Annotated in this window: 17 protein-coding genes and 1 pseudogene; 7 read left to right on the top strand and 11 right to left on the bottom strand. The window is 61.7% G+C overall.

What is annotated here, in order from left to right; all coding sequences use genetic code 11:
* Positions 1-37: 37 nt before the first annotated feature.
* The 3 genes and pseudogenes from CO666_RS18500 to CO666_RS18490 form a co-directional block, all read left to right on the top strand.
* Positions 38-253: pseudogene (locus CO666_RS18500) on the top strand (hypothetical protein); the annotation flags it as partial.
* 31 nt (positions 254-284) lie between these two features.
* A complete protein-coding gene (locus CO666_RS18495; RefSeq protein ID WP_097613655.1) occupies positions 285-611 on the top strand; it encodes a DUF2934 domain-containing protein in 327 nt (108 codons plus the stop codon).
* A gap of 4 nt (positions 612-615) precedes the next feature.
* Positions 616-1,035, top strand: coding sequence for an HD domain-containing protein (locus CO666_RS18490; protein WP_097613654.1), 420 nt, complete (start codon positions 616-618; stop codon positions 1,033-1,035).
* A gap of 62 nt (positions 1,036-1,097) precedes the next feature.
* Here CO666_RS18490 and CO666_RS18485 read toward each other — a convergent pair whose 3' ends face one another.
* From CO666_RS18485 to CO666_RS18445, 9 genes are all read right to left on the bottom strand, one after another.
* On the bottom strand, positions 1,098-1,367 hold the full coding sequence (locus CO666_RS18485; RefSeq protein WP_097613653.1) for a cyclase: 270 nt from the start codon (positions 1,365-1,367) through the stop codon (positions 1,098-1,100).
* Between the two features lie 44 nt (positions 1,368-1,411).
* A complete protein-coding gene (locus CO666_RS18480) occupies positions 1,412-1,675 on the bottom strand; it encodes a hypothetical protein (protein WP_097613652.1) in 264 nt (87 codons plus the stop codon).
* A 335-nt stretch (positions 1,676-2,010) separates the two neighbouring features.
* On the bottom strand, positions 2,011-3,861 hold the full coding sequence (locus CO666_RS18475; protein ID WP_097613651.1) for a DUF2264 domain-containing protein: 1,851 nt from the start codon (positions 3,859-3,861) through the stop codon (positions 2,011-2,013).
* Between the two features lie 77 nt (positions 3,862-3,938).
* Complete coding sequence (locus CO666_RS18470; RefSeq protein WP_097613650.1) at positions 3,939-5,213, bottom strand: ABC transporter substrate-binding protein; 1,275 nt, start codon at positions 5,211-5,213, stop codon at positions 3,939-3,941.
* A 31-nt stretch (positions 5,214-5,244) separates the two neighbouring features.
* A complete protein-coding gene (locus CO666_RS18465) occupies positions 5,245-5,979 on the bottom strand; it encodes a DUF624 domain-containing protein (RefSeq protein WP_097613649.1) in 735 nt (244 codons plus the stop codon).
* A 20-nt stretch (positions 5,980-5,999) separates the two neighbouring features.
* Positions 6,000-7,109: an ABC transporter ATP-binding protein gene (locus tag CO666_RS18460; protein WP_097613648.1), complete on the bottom strand. Its 1,110-nt coding sequence runs from the start codon at positions 7,107-7,109 to the stop codon at positions 6,000-6,002.
* 15 nt (positions 7,110-7,124) lie between these two features.
* Positions 7,125-8,297 carry a glycoside hydrolase family 88 protein gene (locus tag CO666_RS18455; protein ID WP_097613647.1) on the bottom strand — a complete coding sequence of 391 codons (1,173 nt, stop codon included), beginning with the start codon at positions 8,295-8,297 and terminating at the stop codon, positions 7,125-7,127.
* Between the two features lie 4 nt (positions 8,298-8,301).
* Positions 8,302-9,138, bottom strand: a complete 837-nt coding sequence (locus tag CO666_RS18450) for a carbohydrate ABC transporter permease (protein ID WP_097613646.1) — start codon at positions 9,136-9,138, stop codon at positions 8,302-8,304.
* The gene (locus CO666_RS18445; protein ID WP_245436812.1) at positions 9,135-10,115 is read right to left on the bottom strand and encodes a carbohydrate ABC transporter permease; all 981 of its coding nucleotides are present in this window, start codon (positions 10,113-10,115) and stop codon (positions 9,135-9,137) included. The genes CO666_RS18450 and CO666_RS18445 overlap by 4 nt, the downstream gene beginning before the upstream one ends.
* A 212-nt stretch (positions 10,116-10,327) precedes the next feature.
* On the opposite strand from CO666_RS18445, the gene CO666_RS18440 reads away from it, so the two are divergent.
* Entirely contained in the window at positions 10,328-12,118 is a 1,791-nt protein-coding gene (locus tag CO666_RS18440; protein ID WP_097613645.1) for a heparinase II/III domain-containing protein, read from the top strand.
* Positions 12,119-12,243: 125 nt separating this feature from the next.
* The gene (locus CO666_RS18435) at positions 12,244-13,092 is read left to right on the top strand and encodes a carbohydrate-binding protein (RefSeq protein WP_097613644.1); all 849 of its coding nucleotides are present in this window, start codon (positions 12,244-12,246) and stop codon (positions 13,090-13,092) included.
* On the opposite strand, the gene CO666_RS18430 is transcribed toward CO666_RS18435, so the two are convergent.
* Complete coding sequence (locus CO666_RS18430) at positions 13,087-14,097, bottom strand: GlxA family transcriptional regulator (RefSeq protein ID WP_097613643.1); 1,011 nt, start codon at positions 14,095-14,097, stop codon at positions 13,087-13,089. The genes CO666_RS18435 and CO666_RS18430 overlap by 6 nt on opposite strands.
* On the bottom strand, positions 14,094-14,672 hold the full coding sequence (locus CO666_RS18425) for an isochorismatase family protein (protein ID WP_179869713.1): 579 nt from the start codon (positions 14,670-14,672) through the stop codon (positions 14,094-14,096). Before CO666_RS18425 ends, CO666_RS18430 begins: the two co-directional genes overlap by 4 nt.
* 182 nt (positions 14,673-14,854) lie before the next feature.
* On the opposite strand from CO666_RS18425, the gene CO666_RS18420 reads away from it, so the two are divergent.
* On the top strand, positions 14,855-15,523 hold the full coding sequence (locus tag CO666_RS18420; protein ID WP_097613641.1) for a response regulator: 669 nt from the start codon (positions 14,855-14,857) through the stop codon (positions 15,521-15,523).
* Complete coding sequence (locus tag CO666_RS18415) at positions 15,513-16,913, top strand: sensor histidine kinase (RefSeq protein WP_097613640.1); 1,401 nt, start codon at positions 15,513-15,515, stop codon at positions 16,911-16,913. The genes CO666_RS18420 and CO666_RS18415 overlap by 11 nt, the downstream gene beginning before the upstream one ends.
* The last annotated feature ends 70 nt before the right edge of the window (positions 16,914-16,983 follow it).

Below are 16,983 nucleotides of genomic sequence, written 5' to 3'. Positions count from 1 at the left end.
GGCGATGTCCCAATCCAACATACCGCCCGAGAGCGGAAGCGACACCGAAACCCCAAGCCTGAAGCTTGCGAAGGAATATCTGAGCCTCGGCGGCCGCCGCCGGTCCAAAATTGACGACAACATCACCAGTGTCCGGCAATGGGAGGAAGATCCGCCGGAGGCCGAGAGGTTCTGGCAGGAACGGGTGGAGACGCTTTCTAAGGATAAGCGCAAACAGGTGAAGGATTTTCTTCCAACCATCAATACGCCCTGACCGGCTCATTCCAATGTGCCTGGAGGAGATCATGGCTATAGACAAGCACGAGCAGATACGTCGCCGTGCCTACGAAATCTGGGAGGCCGAGGGCCGCCCGGAGGGCGCGGACCAGCGTCATTGGCTGCAAGCCTGCGACGAACTGGCCGGCGAGGACGAGCATGAGACGCTGCAGGACATGCTCGATGAGGACGACAGGGATGATGCAGCGCTGCTTCAACGCGCCGGTGAGAGCGGCGATCTCGATCGGCGACCGGCAAGGTTCCGCCGGCTCGCCGGGACCCGCGTGCCTGATATGGAGATGACGACGGGCGAAAAACCGTCCCAGCGGAGGATCAGGAAGACCGAGGGGCCGTAATCCCATGCAGCATCTCGACCACGCCATCCAAATCGCTCTCGAAGCGCATGAAGGGCAGGCTGATAAAACCGGCCGGCCGTTCTTCGAGCATTGCCAGCGGGTGGCGCTTCTCGTTTCCGGCGACGAGAGCCGAACGGTCGCCTACCTTCATGACGTCGTCGAGAAGGGAAGCGGGTGGACACTCGACAGGCTGAGGGAGGAAGGCTTTCCGTCGGCGATTATCTCAGCGGTGGATGCTTTGACACGGCGACAGGACGAGTCGGACGACGACTTCGTCAGACGTGCTGCATCAAATCCGCTGGCCCTGCCGGTCAAACAGGCCGATCTCGAAGACAATCTCCGGCAAGCCGAACAAACCGGTCAGAAAACGGAAAAATACCAGCACGGCCTGAACCTCCTGCGCGATATCAGGAGCGGGCAATAGGAGCGTGGAGCGATCGCGATCCACTCGCCGCAGCGCAGCGGCGGAGGTCGTTTTGGCCGATTTTATGTTTTGTTGGTAAACCATACCGTCGGGGCGCCGAGCACGCCGCCGGTGCGTATTGCCGACTTCAACTCGTCCAGCTTGCTGAAGGCCTGAGCCGCTTCAAGCGTGGCAAACTCGTGGGTGACGGTAATGTCGTTCGGATTGTCGACGGCGCGATAAACGGCTTGCGCCGTCACCCCATTGGCCTTCTGCACCTGGTGAAATGCATCATACACTTTGCGCCAGGCGACATAGTCGGAGACTTCGTGCCTCACGAATAACGTTGTCATATCATCCTCCCGCGTTGCATTTCCAACTCTCGTGGCGATGTGCGTTACGATTGAACCAGGAACATCATGGTCTCGGGCAAGACGCCGTCACTTGCCATGGCATCGGCCGCAGCCTGGGTCTGCATGAAGGCCATCAACTTTTCCATGTCTGTAACATCCATGACCAGACCAACGTGGTTGGACGCTTGAGGATCTGTAAACGTGCGAATGTTGGTGACGCCGACGGGTTCCAATACTTGTTTGCGGATGGGTGAAGTGAGCCAGTGTTTCGTGTCTTTGACATCGTGACAGACCATTATGGTAGGCATTGCGTCCTCCTCTCAAGATCTCCAACTGAAAGCCGAGTAGCTGCTGCGTTTTGACGGATTTCATTACAGCAATGTTGCGAAGAACGGGTTTTTCTTATTCATTAGCTGAAGATGTAAATGTAACTATCGAGTAATTCAAAAATATTATGCGCAGCTAAATTGAATGCGGTTGATGGCGTTGACCAGACGTCGACCGCACCGCGCTCCACAGGCAATTCAATGCTGACGTGCTGGCATTCTTCCGCAAGCATTTGATGGATGCGCAAAACCTCAGGCAGGGACGGCTGGCTGTGTTTCAGTGGGTCTCGAGCTCATGCTCAAAACCCGATCGCAAGTCATTGCCGGAGAGCGAAGGCCGGCACCCGGCTGCCGTTCTCTCGAAAGAGCCGCTCCACCTCATCGAGGCGAGGGCAGGCCGGCGGGTAGTCGAGCGCCTCTGCCCAGTTCTCTCGGCTGGGCAGCGCCATTGCCGCGGTCACGATTATTGTGGTTCCGGGGGCGATGTTACCGCGCAGTTGCGGCAGCAGGGTCTTGGCGTGGATGAGGTTGGTGTTCGGGATCGGGCTCATCGCATGGCCGGCCCTCGGATCGGGCGACAGATCCACGATCGCGCTGACATCGGTTTGTCCGTACCAGACGGCGCGGCCTTCTCTCACATCGGATCGATCGGCATTGAAGTCGGCGCGTTCGATCGCAAAGCCGCCCTCGATGGTGCTCAGCGCACGCGGCGTGGCGATGCGGTGGATGCGGATGTGCCAGGGGTTAGCCGGAAGCAGCCAGGTCTCGATGACGACATCGCTCCAGGGGCGCCAGCGCGAATAGAGCCGGTCGCCTGCGATCAGCGCCTCTTCCATGGTTTCGCGCATGCGAAAATGGACGCCGTCATCGGAAAGGCCGAGCATGCCGTCGAAGCTGGCGGCCGCAAAATTCCGGTCGTCGGCCTCGATGTTGAAGGCATAGCGGGTGGAGTAGACGAATTTCGAATATTTCTCGTTTGCGCCGAGCATCTTGTCGTGCTGCTGGCCGGAGGAGAGCACGACGACGTTTCCCGGCGTGTGCATGGCGACCATGCCCGCCGGCTTCAACGCCACCGGCTTCGGAAATTCCGGCTGCGGCGCCTCCGCGGCGGTCCAGAAGGGATGGTCGTGGGGAAGGGCGAGCGGCAGGAAGAATTTCAGCGCCCAATAGGGAGAACCGGGCGAGTTGTAGCTCTCGCTCATGAAAAGGTTCGGATAGCCATAGCCGACGGAGAGAACACCGTCGCGGTCCGCAATCGGCATCGCCGACCACCAACGGATATGGCGCATGTAGTAACCTTTGACCTCAGCCCAGGGCAGCGCTTCGAGCCCTGCGAAGGCCAGCGCGCCCCAGAAGCCGCCGGCCGCGAAGCGGTAGGTCTGGCTCCGGCCGAAGGCGAGGGCTGCGCCATCCGGGCCGAACCAATGGCGGATATCCCCGGCGAAGATCCGGGCACGATCGCGGAACCGCTCCTTGCGCTCTTCGTCGCCGCGCGCCAGCACGGTGTAGATCAGGCCGTAGAAATGCATGGCGAAGGGGATGTAATGATCGACCCGCCGCACCGGCCCGTCGCGATACCAGCCTTCGCCGAGGTCGAAGGCTTCCAGTTCGCCGAGATAGGCGACGGTTTTGCCGTGGTCGAATGCCACACCGACGCGCTCCAGCCCGAGATCGATCAGGACGCGGAAGAATTTCCAATTGTTGTCGATGAATTCCAGTTCACGCGCCGCAAGCAGATAGGCGGCGACCGTCTTCTTCTCACTGTCGTCGAGCGGATCCCAAATGTACTCGGGGACGAGCGCCAGGGCAAAGCCGACGGCGGCGAGCTCGACCAGCCGCTGGTTGCGGTCGGCAAGATCGCCCCAATATTCGGGATGGGCGCGATTGGTCCCGTTTGCCAAGCCGCGCCGATAAAGATCCCAGTGCGGAAAATGGCCGCCGCCGGCAGCAAGGGGAACGATGCCCCAGAGCGGCCGGGCAAACCCCTCCAGATCCGCGGCCGCCCGATCGAAGATCGCTCCGGCTGCACCCAGGCGCACGCGGGCGCCGCCTTCGGAAAAATACGGCAGGAGCGGCGTGAACAGGTCGATGACGGCCTTGGCGAGGTCGTCGCGGGTCGTCAATGGATTGCCGAAAAGCGGATTGGCCCGGGTGGGATCATATATCATTATCAGGCTCGAAATTCATAGGAACAGAACCGGCCGCGGACAGGTAACAGGCCGCGGCCGTCAGTATCTCGCAGGGCCTACTTGATGGCCTTCACGCCCTCGGTCATTTCCTTCAGCCCGTCGTCGATGGAGGTGTTGTCGGTCATGATCGCGTCATGCGCACGGTTGAGCACCACCTCGATCTTGGCGGCGTTCGGGTTGACCGCCATTTCCAGATAGGCCTTCGACGGTATCAGTGCGTCCTTGCTGGCCGCGTCTTCCGGGAAGCCGGGCGTTGCCGCGATCTTGGCGCTGACGTCAGCGGTCTTGAGCGCGGGGAAGGTGCCCGTCGACGCGATGACGGCCGCGCCCTCGGGACCGGTGACGAACTTGATGAAATCGAGTGCGGCTTCCTTGTGTTCGGAGTTGGCGTTGACCGCCAGTCCCGAAATCTGCGCCGCCGTCGTGCCGGCCGCAACGCCCTCAGGATGCGGGAACTTCACGATGCCCCAGTTCTTGCTCTTCGATTCACCCGACTTCACCTTGGCGATCTGGGTGCCGACGAACCAGGTTCCCATCGGCAGCATGCCGATCGTGCCGTTGAAGAACAGCGCCGAATAATGCGTGTTCGATGTTTTCAGGAAGGCGTAGGAGGGGATGGCGCCGTCCTTCTGCAGGGTGAGCGCTCTCTCGTACCAGGGCTTGAGGAAGGCATAGTCGCCGTCGACGAGCGTGTGTTTTCCGTCGAGGATGCCGGGCAGCTGGACGGTCGATCGCCAGGTGTGCAGCAGCGCGCCATAGGTCTTATTGGTGCCCATGCCGCCGGCAAGCTTCTCGGCGGTGGCATCGAACTGCGCCCAGGTCATGTCATTCGCCGGATAGGGCACGCCCGCCTTGTCGAAAATATCCTTGTTGTAATAGACGACCCAGAAATCGGAGCGGAAGGGTATCGAATAGATCTTGCCGTCGATGGTCAGTTCTTCGATCAGGCCGCCATAGGGAGCCGGATCGATCTTCTGATCCTTCACGAAGCCGCTGAGGTCGGCGATGTTGCCGGCGCGTACCAGGTTGGTATAGCCCGGCACGTCCTTGACGGTGACGATGTCGATGTCCTTCGAGCCGCCGGTCAGCTGCGTCGAGATCATCTGCTGATAGTCCTGCGAGCCGAGATCCATCGGTTCGAACTTCACGTTGGGATGCTTGGCCTGATAAGCCTCGATCAGCGGCTTGTAATAGGCTGTTTTGTCCCAGTCCCACAAAGCCCATTTGAGCGTCACGGCATCCTCAGCAAGTCCTGCGCCGGCGGTGGCCGCGGCCAAGGTGAAACCCGCCACGGCAAGTTTCATCGTCCTCCCGAATTTCTCCAAAACCATTCCTGTTCTCCTTCCCTGGATCGTCTCTGGATCAGTTGTTTCGTGATGCGTTTGGTGCATGCCGTTTACGGTGCGGCTGCGCGACCTCCGGCAAGGCCAGAACCATCACTGCCGCCCGATGGACGCCGAATGCGACGGCGAACATTCCGAGTGAAAAATTGAAGGTCGCCGGCATGAACACGGAAACCGGATAGAAGAGGATATGCGCCAGCCAAAGGGCGGCGTTGAAGGCAAGCGCTGCAAGCGCCGGGAGGGGGCGGACGACGGAGGCGAGCGCGGCGAGGCGCAAGAGCCGTAGCGCCGGCAGGTCGCGCATCACCATCAGCACGATGAGATGGCCGGCGAGCACAGTGAGGAAAGTGGTCGCGACAAGCGCGATCGCCAGCGGTGCGGCAAGCATCAGATTGTCGCGCGCGCCGGCGGCATAGGTGATGATCGCATGGACGCCGATGGCAAGCGCGCCTGCCAAGGCGAGGCCCCAGGCGGTGGCGCGCCAGAAGTAGCGCCGGAATGCTTCCGTGAAGTCCCTGAGGAGATAGGTGTTGCGATCTTCGACGAAGGCGACCGAGACGCGCGCCATGGCGGCGAGTGCTGCCGGCAGCGTCACAACGAGGAGCGATGCCAGCAGGAACAGGACGTTCAGCTTGACCGTCTCCCACCATTCGCGGACGAGGATGTCGGCGAAGAGGGCAAGGCCGGTCTTTGCAGGTGCATCCTTCTGAATGCCCGGCCCCTCTTTCGTCCACATATCCCGCAACCACTGCATGGCCGTCTCCCAGAGGCGCCTCAGTAAAGAATCGAGCGTTCCGTTTCCTTGTCGAACAACTGCGCATTGCTCATGTCGGCGACCAGCGTCGCCTCTTCGCCGATATCGGGCCGGAAGCGCGGCGACACGCGGGCGATGAGATTGCGGCCGCCCGCCACCATGTTCAGGTGCACTTCCGAGCCCATGGGCTCGGCAAGCTCCACCACCGCCTTGAGCGGCGCCAGATTTTCGGCCGGGATGTCGGCCGGCGGCAGTTCGTGGAAATTCTCCGGCCGGATGCCGAGCACCAGTTCGCGGCCCTCATAGGGCGCGATCCGGCTCTTGTCGAAATGGGCTGGCAGCGGCAATTCCCTTCCGTCGAAGACCGCGACATAGCCGTCGCCCCGGCGCAGGATGGTCGAGGGCAGCATGTTCATCTGCGGTGCCCCGATGAAGCCGGCGACGAACATGTTGACGGGATGGTCGTAGAGCTTCTGCGGCGTATCGACCTGCTGGATGTGACCGTCCTTCATGACGACGATGCGGTCGGCCATGGTCATGGCCTCCACCTGGTCGTGGGTGACATAGATGAAGGTGGCGTTGAGCCGCTTATGCAGCTTGGTGATCTCAGAGCGCATCGTGCCGCGCAGCTTGGCGTCGAGGTTGGAAAGCGGCTCGTCGAGCAGGAACACGGCCGGATTGCGCACCATGGCGCGGCCGAGTGCCACGCGCTGGCGCTGCCCGCCCGAAAGCGCCTTCGGCTTGCGGTTGAGGAGATGGGTGATGTCGAGGATCTTCGCCGCGTCCTGCACCTGAGCATCGATGAAATCGCGCGACACCTTTCGGAGCTGCAGCCCGAAGGCCATGTTCTTGTAGACGGTCATATGCGGATAGAGCGCATAGTTCTGGAACACCATGGCAATATCCCGGTCCTTGGAGGGGACGTCGTTCATCACGTCGCCGCCGATCCGGAGTTCGCCGCCGGAGATTTCCTCGAGGCCGGCGATCATCCGGAGCGTCGTCGATTTACCGCAGCCGGAGGGGCCGACCAGGATGATGAATTCCTTATCCGCAATTTCGAGATCGATGTCGTGAACGACGGTGAGCGCACCGTAGGATTTGTTCAGCTCTTTAAGAGAAATGCTGGCCATCGGGTCCTCCTGACGTCACCAATAGGAAGACCAGCGGCGCGACAGCCGCGTCAAAGCTTCCATGTAATAATAATCTCCCCAGGAGACGCATTCATCGACGCCCTCGCCACGGCAGGTGTTGAAGGGCGATTTCTTCGAATAGGTGGCGTGCAGCACCAGCCCGTTCGAGATCGTGGGGTCCTTGACCGCATAGTGGTCGGCAAGGCTCTTCATCATCCGTCGCGCCAACGTCCGGTAGCGCTCGGCGGCTTCGGCGTCGACGAGATCGGCCATTTCGAGCAGGCCGCAGGCGGTGATCGAGGCCGAAGAGCTGTCGCGGGGCTCGCCGTCGCCGTCTGAAAAGACGAGATCCCAATAGGGCACCATGTCGGCCGGCAGCCGGTTGAGATAGAAGGCGAGCAGCCGGTCGAAGGTTTGGCGATATTCGTCGATCCGCTCGTAGCGATAGGAAAGCGCCATGCCTGCGATACTCCAGGCCTGGCCGCGCGCCCAGGCGCTGTCGTCCCGGTAGCCCTGCTTGGTGGCGCCGCGCACCGGCGCTCCGGTGACCGGGTCCATGTAGAAGGTGTGGTAGGTGGAATCGTCAGGCCGCACCGAATTAGCGAGCGTGGTGCGGGCGTGCGTGAGCGCGATCTCACGATATTTCGGATCGCCGGTCTCGCGGCTTGCCCAGTAGAGCAGCGGCAGGTTCAACAGGCAGTCGATGATATAGCGATATTCCTCCGCCTTGCCCTTCTGGCCCCAGGCCTGGATGAACTGGCCGATCGGCTGGAAGCGTTCGATCAGCTGGTCGGCGGCGAGGATCGCCGCCCTGCGGCCGTCCTCGTCGCCGACGAGCTTCCAGGCGGCAATGCAGGAGGGCGAATAGAGAAAGCCCATATCATGATGGTCGGTCTCGATGCGATTGACGATCCGGTGCAGGAAGGACTGGACCTGGATCTGCGCGGCATGGCGGAAAACCGGGTCGCCGCTATGCTCGAAGGCGAGCCACAGCTCGCCCGGCCAAAAGCCGGCAGTCCATTGGGTGTTCGCCACGGCCGGATAGAAATTGCCGACGCTGGAATGGTTCTGCGCGGCGTAGGTGAACTCGGGAAGATTGCGCCGGATCTGCACGACGGCAAGATCGAGCGCAGCTTTGACCTCTTCGTCGGTGATCGGCTGCGGGGCGACGGAGGAAACGGCGTTCATGGATTTAACCCTTCAGTCCCGTCGAGGCGATGCCTTCGACGAAGAAGCGCTGGAGAGAGAGGAAGACGACGAGAACCGGAACGAGGGCGACGACGGAGGCCGCCATGATCAGCCCGTATTCGGCCGAATATTGCGAGATGAACATGCGCAGGCCGATCTGCACGGTCTTCAGCTCGGTCTTGGTGAGATAGATCATCGGCCCGAGGAAATCGTTCCAGGTGGTGACGAAAGTGAAGATCGTCAGCGTCGACAGCGCGGGCTTCGATAGCGGCAGCATGATGCGCGCCCAGATCTGGTATTCGTTCATGCCGTCGATGCGGGCCGCTTCGCAAAGCTCTGTCGGGATCGACATATAGAACTGCCGCATCAGAAAGACGCCGAAGGCGGTGAAGGCCTGCAGGCAAATTAGCGCCAGATGCGTGTTGTTGAGGCCGAACTCGCGCATCAGCAGGAACTGCGGCACCATATAGACCTGCCAGGGCATGGCGATCGTGGCGATATAGCCGAGGAACAGTGTGTTCTTGTAGGGGAAATTCAGCTTGGCGAAGGCATAGGCCGCAAAACTGGAGGTCAAGAGCTGCAGCAGCGTGACGATGATCGTCAGCTTCGAGGTGTTGTAGATGAAAAGCGCAAGCGGGATCTTCGTCCAGATCTCCACGTAATTCTGCCATTGCGGCTCAGACGGTATCCACTCGATCGGGAAGGCGAAGACGTCGCGGCTGAGCTTCAGCGATGCCGAGAGCATCCAGGCAAAGGGCATCAGCATCACCAGCGTCACCGTGATCACGATGGCATAGAGCAGGACCGTCTTGAGGGTGACTTTGCGTCCGGCGATCCTCATGCCTCGTCCTCCCTCTGGCGCCGGAACTGGAAGACGGTGACGGCGAGCACGAGGAAGAACAGCACCAGCGAAACCATGCTGGAATAGCCGAGATCCCAGGAGATGAAGGCCTCGTTGTAGATGTGGTAGACGAGGACCAGCGTCGAGGTACCGGGTCCGCCCTGGGTGATCATGAAGATCTGGTCGAACACTTTGAAGGACTGGATGGTCAGCATGACGGTGACGAAGAAGGTCGTCGGCCCGAGCTGCGGCACGGTGACGTGGATGAATTTCTGCCAGGAATTGGCGCCGTCGAGATCGGCTGCCTCATAGAGCTCGGCATTGATGCCCTGCAGGCCGGCCAGATAGATGACCATGTAGTAGCCCATGTTCTTCCAGATGCCGAAGAGGATCACGGTAACCATTGCCCAATGGCGGTCGGCCGCCCATCCCGGCATGTTCTTCGGATCGAGGCCGAGCGTATAGAGGATCATGTTCACTGGTCCCATCTCAGGATTGAAGATCATGTTCCAGACGACCGCGACGGCGACCAGCGAGGCGACATAGGGGAAGAACATGGCCGTGCGGAAGAAATTCCGCCCCACGATCTTCTGGTTGAGGAGAACGGCGAGGCCGAGCGCGCAAAGCAGCGTCGCCGGCACCGAAGCGACCGTATAGATGACCGTATTCCAGAAGGCGGCGATGAAGGCCTTGTCTTCGAAGAGCCGCCAGAAATTGTCGAGCCCTGCGAATGTGATCGCATTCGAGCCGTCCCAATGCATGAAGGCGAGCGCGAAGGCGAAAAGGATCGGACCAAGCGTGAAGACGGCGAAACCGATAAAGTTCGGCGCGATGAAGGAATAGGCGACGAGCGCGTTGCGCAGCTTGCGCTGGCGCTTGGACAGAACGGCGACCTTCCGGCGGGGTGTTGCCGGAACACCATCGGTTGCGATGGCCGAATTCGATATGGACACCGATGCTTCCTCCTGGGCGGACATTCTGCGGCTGGCGGCCTGCGGGATCGATCCCGCGATGTTCGGGCGGGCAAATGCCATCCCTGTTCCTCCTTCCGAGGACATAGCACATATCCGGCACTGGTCAAACAAGTTATGAATAGATCATACAAATTTTATGGAAAGCGCGGAAAACATATGATAGGTGAGCATGAGCACCAAGCGCTTATCGATGCTTTTCCGATGCGGGGAGGAACATGTTCAGCGAGATTTCAGCGGAGTTGCCCGATATGCTGGGCGACTTCACACCCGGAGCAGTTTCTGTCGATCGCGAGAGATGGAGCGCGGTGCCGCAGGCAGCGCGGGATGTGGTCGTTCGCGATGCCGAAATCACGCTTGCGCGCAGTTGGCCGCTCATTACGGCCTCCGATTACCGGGCGTATACGGAGACGGGCAACCGCGCACGTTTCGAGGAGCTTTATTTCACACGGCGGCGGATGCTCAACGATCTGGTGCTCGGCGAACTCGTCGAAGGCAGCGGCCGGTTCCTGCCCGGCATCGTCGACGGCATCTTCCTGATCACTGAGGAGAGCGGCTGGCAGCTTCCGGCCCATAATGCCCATGAACGCGGCGGCCCGCGCCTGCCGTTGCCTGACAACTCGCAGCCGGTCGTCGATCTCTTCGCCGCTGAGACGGCGGCCCTGCTGGCAACGATCGTCGCCCTGTTGGGCGACAAGATCGATGACCTCAGCCCGGAGATTGCGGCGCGTGTGAAGCGCGAGATCGAGGCCCGCATTCTTTCGCCTTATCTCGGCCGGCATTTCTGGTGGATGGGCCGCGGCGGCGAGCGGATGAACAACTGGACGGCCTGGATCAGTCAGAACGTCCTGTTGACCGCCTTCTCTGTGAAAACCGATCAGCCAACGCGCCGCGCCGTCGTCGAAAAGGCGCTCGGCAGCCTCGATGCCTTCCTGAAGGATTATGCCGAGGACGGGGCCTGCGAGGAGGGTGTCGTCTACTACCGCCATGCCGCGCTCTGCCTTCACGGCGCGCTGACCGTTCTCGATAGCGCCGCACCCGGCCTGTTCGGTAAGATCTGGCGGCACCCAAAGATCCGCAACATGGCCGAATATATCGCCAACATGCATGTGGCTGGCCGTTACTACTTCAACTTCGCGGATTCCTCCGCCGTGGTCGAGCCCTGCAGCGCGCGGGAATATCTGTTCGGCAAGGCGGTCGGCTCCGAAATGCTGGCGGAGTTCGCCGCAGCTGATAGGGCCACAGCGGATCATCCGCACCTGCCCGGGGAGTGGAACCTCTGGTATCGCGTGCAGGAATTGCTGGTGGGAGCGCTTCCCGCAGTCGAGCCGCGTCCAGCCCATCCGCGCGATATCTTCTATCCCGGCATCGGCCTCTTCGTCGCCCGCGACGGCCAGTTTTCCCTGGCGGTCAAGGGTGGCAACAATGGCGAAGGCCATAATCACAACGATGTCGGCAGCGTCACGCTCTACAAGAACGGATGCCCGTTCCTGATCGATGTCGGCGTCGAGACCTATACGGCCAAGACCTTCTCGCCGAGCCGCTACGAAATATGGACGATGCAGTCGGCCTATCACAACCTGCCGACTTTCGAAGGCGTCATGCAGTCCGCCGGCGAAGACTTCGGCGCTGGGGATGTCGAGGTCGAATTCGGCGATGATCGTGCGCGCATATCGCTTGATATAGCAGGGGCTTATCCCCCGGAAGCGGAACTGCGCAGCTATCGGCGGACCGTTTCCCTGATGCGGGGCCGCCACGTCGAAATCACAGACGCTCATGATGGGGATAAACCGGCCGTCCTGTCGCTGATGACGTGCCTCGCGCCGACCGTCACATCGGAGAAAATCGATCTTGCCGATCTCGGCAGCATTGTCGTCGAGGGCGCCGGCATGATCGAAATCGACGAGATCGAGGTGGATGATCCCAGGCTGAGATCGGCCTGGCCCGAGAAACTCTTCCGTCTGCGCCTGCCGCTTGCCGGCAAGCGCCTGACATTGCGGATCGTCTAGAACAGGATTCAGATTTAGGCCGGGTCGGCCTAAATCTGAATCCTGTTCTAAATTAAATAGTTAGAGCATGATGTCGTCCGAAAACCGCTCACACTTTTCGGCATCATGCTCGTAGGAGGGCGAGCATGGAATTGACGCTGAAGATCGTGGATGCCGATGGGTTCGTGCTGGCAAGCTCGACAGGGCAGGACGAGACGTTTCTGGTCTATCGTCTGAATTATAGCGAGGGCGACTGCGTCATCGTCGAGACCTCGGAGCCGGGGCATGTCTTCCTGGCGCTGGACAGCGCGGTCCATCCCGCCCTGGTCTACATGAGGGAAGGCGCTTATTCGCTTGCCGTACCCTTCGGCGACAAACGCAAGTCCTACTCGCCGAACGCCTTCAAGGGCGATATCCACCGGCTTTCAGCGAGACGTGCGCGGCCCGACGAGATCGCTCAAAGGCGCAATCTTGCCCTGAACCCTTGGGACGATCACGCCAACCGCACGCTCTTTCCGCATGCGCATGCCAATGTGGAAACCCGCGGCGAGGCGGCCTTCGCCGCGCGCAACGCCATCGACGGCGAGAAGGCCAACGACAATCACGGCTTCTGGCCCTATACGAGTTGGGGCATCAACCGCGATCCTCAAGCCGCGCTGACGGTGGAATTCGGCCGGCCGGTGCGGATCGACGAGATCGTTTTTTATCTGCGGGCGGATTTCCCGCATGATTCCTGGTGGGAAAAGGCAAGTCTCACGCTCTCGAATGGCAGAAGTTTTTCATTCCCGCTGGTGAAATCGGGCGCCGCGCAGAGCTTTCCGATAGAGCCCTGCATTATCGAATGGGTGGAACTGCACGGCCTGATCAAGGCCGAGGACAGCTCGCCCTTTCCGGCGCTGACGCAGATCGAAATCTGGGGAACGGAGGTGGCTGGCGCTGCGGCCGTTGCCGCCGAAGAGGCGGCGGTGTGCGCGGCCGTTCCCCTCACTCTATGAGCTGATGGTCAGGTTAGGCCGCGCAGCGCTTGGCGGGCTGTCATGCAGCCGGTTCCAGGCGCGGCGCAGCTGCCGGGCCGAACCGAAGCCGGCGCGCATGGCCACTGCCTCCATATCCAGTCGCGAGCCGGAAAGCATCTCGCGGGCGAGCGCCACGCGCATGCGGTTGACAAAATCGGTGACGCTCATGCCGGTATGTTCGTTGAAAAGCCGTGAGAGGTTTCGCGGGCTGGCGCCGCTGAGGCGCGCGAGCGAGGCGACCGACCAGTCGCGGGAGGGGTCGGCGGCGACGGCATCCTGTGCGCGATGAATGACCGGGTGAATATGGTTGCGGCCTTCGAGCCATGGCGAAAGCTGCGGATCCGAGCCGCCGCGCCTGAGATAGACGACGAGATAGCGCGCCACCGCAAGCGCGCAGGCATGTCCCGCCGCCTCGGCGACGATGTGCAGCATGAGGTCGATGCCGGCGGTGATGCCGGCGCTCGTCAGGCGCTCTCCATCCTCGACATAAAGCCGGTTGTCCCGGATGCGCGCGGTGGGAGCAAGCCTCGCCAGGTCGTCCATGCAGCCGTGATGGGTGGTGCATTCGCGGCCGTCGAGCATTCCGGCCTCGGCGGCGAGCAGCGCGCCTGAGCAGATCGAGGCCAGCCGAACTCCTGGGCGGATAGCCCGCTTTAGCCATGCTACGATGGCGGCCTGGGCGGCACGCTCCTCTTCCTCCCACGGACGATTGTTGTCCATCGGCGCGTCGGCGCTGCCGGCAATGACGACAAGCGCACCATCGGGCAGGCGCTCCGGCAAAGCGGCAACGCCTGTCACGGCAAGACCGATCGAGCTGCCGACTGTAGCCGACGGACCGATATAGGTGACGGTAAAGCGCACCGCCTCCTGTTCGAGGTTCGCCTTGCGCAGCACTTCGATCGGGCCGGCGACGTCGAGCAGCAGCACGCGCGGCGGCACGACTGCGAAGACCGGAATATCGAAGGGCTGCATTGCGTCGGTCATGCTGCGAGTTGCTCTCCGCTCCCCGCCAGCGCCTGTTCGACAGTGGCGATCCGGGCGAAGCGGCCGGACAGGACCAGTTCCGTCCGGCTCCGGATTTCTCCGGCGCTCCATGTCCGTCCCGCCGCGTCGGTCATCGGGAAGGTCAGGGTCGCTTCGCCGGCATAGTCGACCTGATAGCCGAGATCCGAGGCGTGGCGCGTCGTGGTCTCGCAGCATTGCTCGGTGCGGATGCCGGAGACGATGATGCGGCGAACGCCATTTTCAGTCAGCCATACGTCGAGCCCGGAACCGACGAGTGCGCTGTGGCGGCCCTTCCTGAAGGTCGCTTCGGGAGCGATCCTGAGCGGGGCGAGCGTCCTGACGAAGCCGGAGGCTTCCGAGAACGGTCCGCTTCCATCGACATGGAAGATCTGGATGACGGGTATCCCGCTGGCCTCGGCGCCGTCGATCAGTGCCTGCTGGCGTTCGATATAGGCGGAAGCGAGACCTTCATCCCAATAATCGCGCTGCCGGAAGGACTCCTGGGCGTCTATGACGAGAAGAATGGTTTCATGGCCGGACATTTTCTGCTCCATGGCGGTTGATCATGAAGCCATATTCGGCAACTTCACGACAGAGGAAAATGCACGCGCCGGACAAATAGCGGACAATTCGCGCCAATGACCTCCGGACGCAGTCCAACACTTGGAGCGACACGTGAGATACAACGCCATAGGCACGCTTCCGCCAAGCCCTCTGCACGTGCTAAGGGGGACGGATGAGACTGCTTGTGGTGGAGGACAACAAGGATCTGGCGGCCTGGCTGGGCAAAGCCCTGCGGCAGGCGCAATACGCTATCGACATTGCTTATGACGGCGAGGACGCCGAGCATATGCTCAAGGTGGCGGAGTATTCGGCGATGATCCTCGACCTTTCGCTGCCCAAGCTTGATGGGCTGACGCTTTTGAAGCGGCTGAGGCAATCGGGAAACAAGCTGCCGGTCATCATCCTGACCGCGAATGCGAGCCTGGACGGTCGCGTGGCCGGGCTTGACAGCGGCGCCGACGATTATCTCGCCAAGCCCTTCGAAATCGCCGAACTCGAGGCGAGGATCCGCGCCGTGGTGCGCCGCGGCCAGGACCGAGCATCCTCCGAAATCACCGTCGGCAATCTGCGCTTTTCCGGCGGCACGCGGCAGTTCTTCGTCGAAGGCGAGCCGTTGCAACTGACGCCGCGGGAATATGCCGTTCTCGAACAGCTCGTCATGAAGCTCGGCAATACGGTTTCTAAAGCCGCTCTCTCCGAAAGCGTCTTCGGTTTTGACGACGAGGCCGATCCGAGCGCCATCGAAATCTACGTCCACAGGCTGCGCAAGAAGCTCGAAACCAGTTCGGTTCAGATCGCGACGCTGCGCGGGCTCGGCTATCTCCTCAGACATGTCCAATAGCATCGTGACAAAGGCTGGCGGAACGATCGCGCGGCTCAGCCAGAGCCTGAGGGTGCAACTGCTCTGCTGGGTGCTGCTGACGCTCCTCGGTGCGATCGCCTTCAATCTTTACGACAGTTTCTGGTCGGCCGACGCGACGGCAAAGTTGGTGACGGATCGAACGCTTCTCGCCTCCGCCCGCGTCATCGCCGAGGCGGTGCGAGTCGATGAGGGCGGCAATGTTCAGGTGGATGTGCCGCCGGCTGCTCTCGAGATGTTCGATACCGGTTTCGGCGACCGCGTATCCTACCAGGTCATCACCGCCTGGGGCAGCCTGGTGAGCGGCTTTCCCAACCTGCCGCGACCGGCCGTCCAGCGGTCCGGCGAGGATCGTGCGTTCCATGGCGCCGACGTGCGCGTCATGATGCTCGACCATCCCGTCGTCGGCCTTCCCGATGACGGCACGATCTCGGTGACCGTCGCCGTGACCCACAACAGCCAGTATGCAATGCGACGGCAGCTATGGTTTTCGGACTTTTCCAAGCAGTTCGTGCTCGTCTTCGTCGCAAGCCTGGTGACCATCCTTGGACTTCAGCGCGGCCTTACGCCTGCTCTGCGGCTGCGGGACGCCGTGCGCCGGCGTGGGCGCAGCCGTCTCGATCCGCTGCCGCCGGAGATGGTCCAGAGTGAACTGCGCCCGCTCGTGCACGCGCTGAACGATTACATGGAGCGCGTCCAGAACCAGATGGCGGCGCAGCGGCGGTTCGTATCGAATGCGGCGCATCAGTTGAGGACCCCGCTCGCGCTGATTTCGACGCAGGCGAGCGTGGCCTCCCGCGAAGACGATGCGGCCCGCCGCGACGAGGCGCTTGCTGCACTGCGCACCAGCACCCGGCAGATTTCGCGTCTCGCCAGCCAGCTGTTGACCTTGTCGCGGGCCGAGCCCGGAAGCAGGCGCCCGCGCAGCGATGCGACCGATCTCAGCAAGGCTGCCCGTGAGATTCTGGAGGCCTATGCCGAAGAGGCGCTCAAGCGCAACATCGATCTCGGGCTGGAAGCGGACGGGGTTGTCATCGTCGAGGGGGACGGCACGATGCTGCGCGAGATGCTGGTCAATCTCATCGACAACGCGATCCGCTATACGCGCGTGGACGGACGGGTGACGGTTTCGGTCGGCCAGCTGGACGGCAGCGCCGTCGTCACCGTCTGGGATAACGGGCCGGGTATTCCCGAAGGTGAGCGCGAACAGGTTTTCGAGCGTTTCTACCGGATCATGGGGACCGAAAGCGAAGGCAGCGGCCTCGGGCTTGCGATCGTGCGCGAGGTCGTCGAAGGGGCGGGAGGTTCAGTCTCGCTCGATGATGCGGAAGGTGGTGGGCTCGTCGTGACGGTGCGGCTTCCGCTCGCTTAAACCTCGGTGCATTGAATGAAAGAAGGCCGGGCAATAAGCCCGGCCTTCGCTTCGATCTGCCTTGGGAGGA

The organism is Rhizobium chutanense, assembly GCF_002531935.1.
GTDB classification, from domain to species: Bacteria; Pseudomonadota; Alphaproteobacteria; order Rhizobiales; family Rhizobiaceae; genus Rhizobium; species Rhizobium chutanense.
This window is presented reverse-complemented; position numbering and strand designations above follow the sequence as displayed.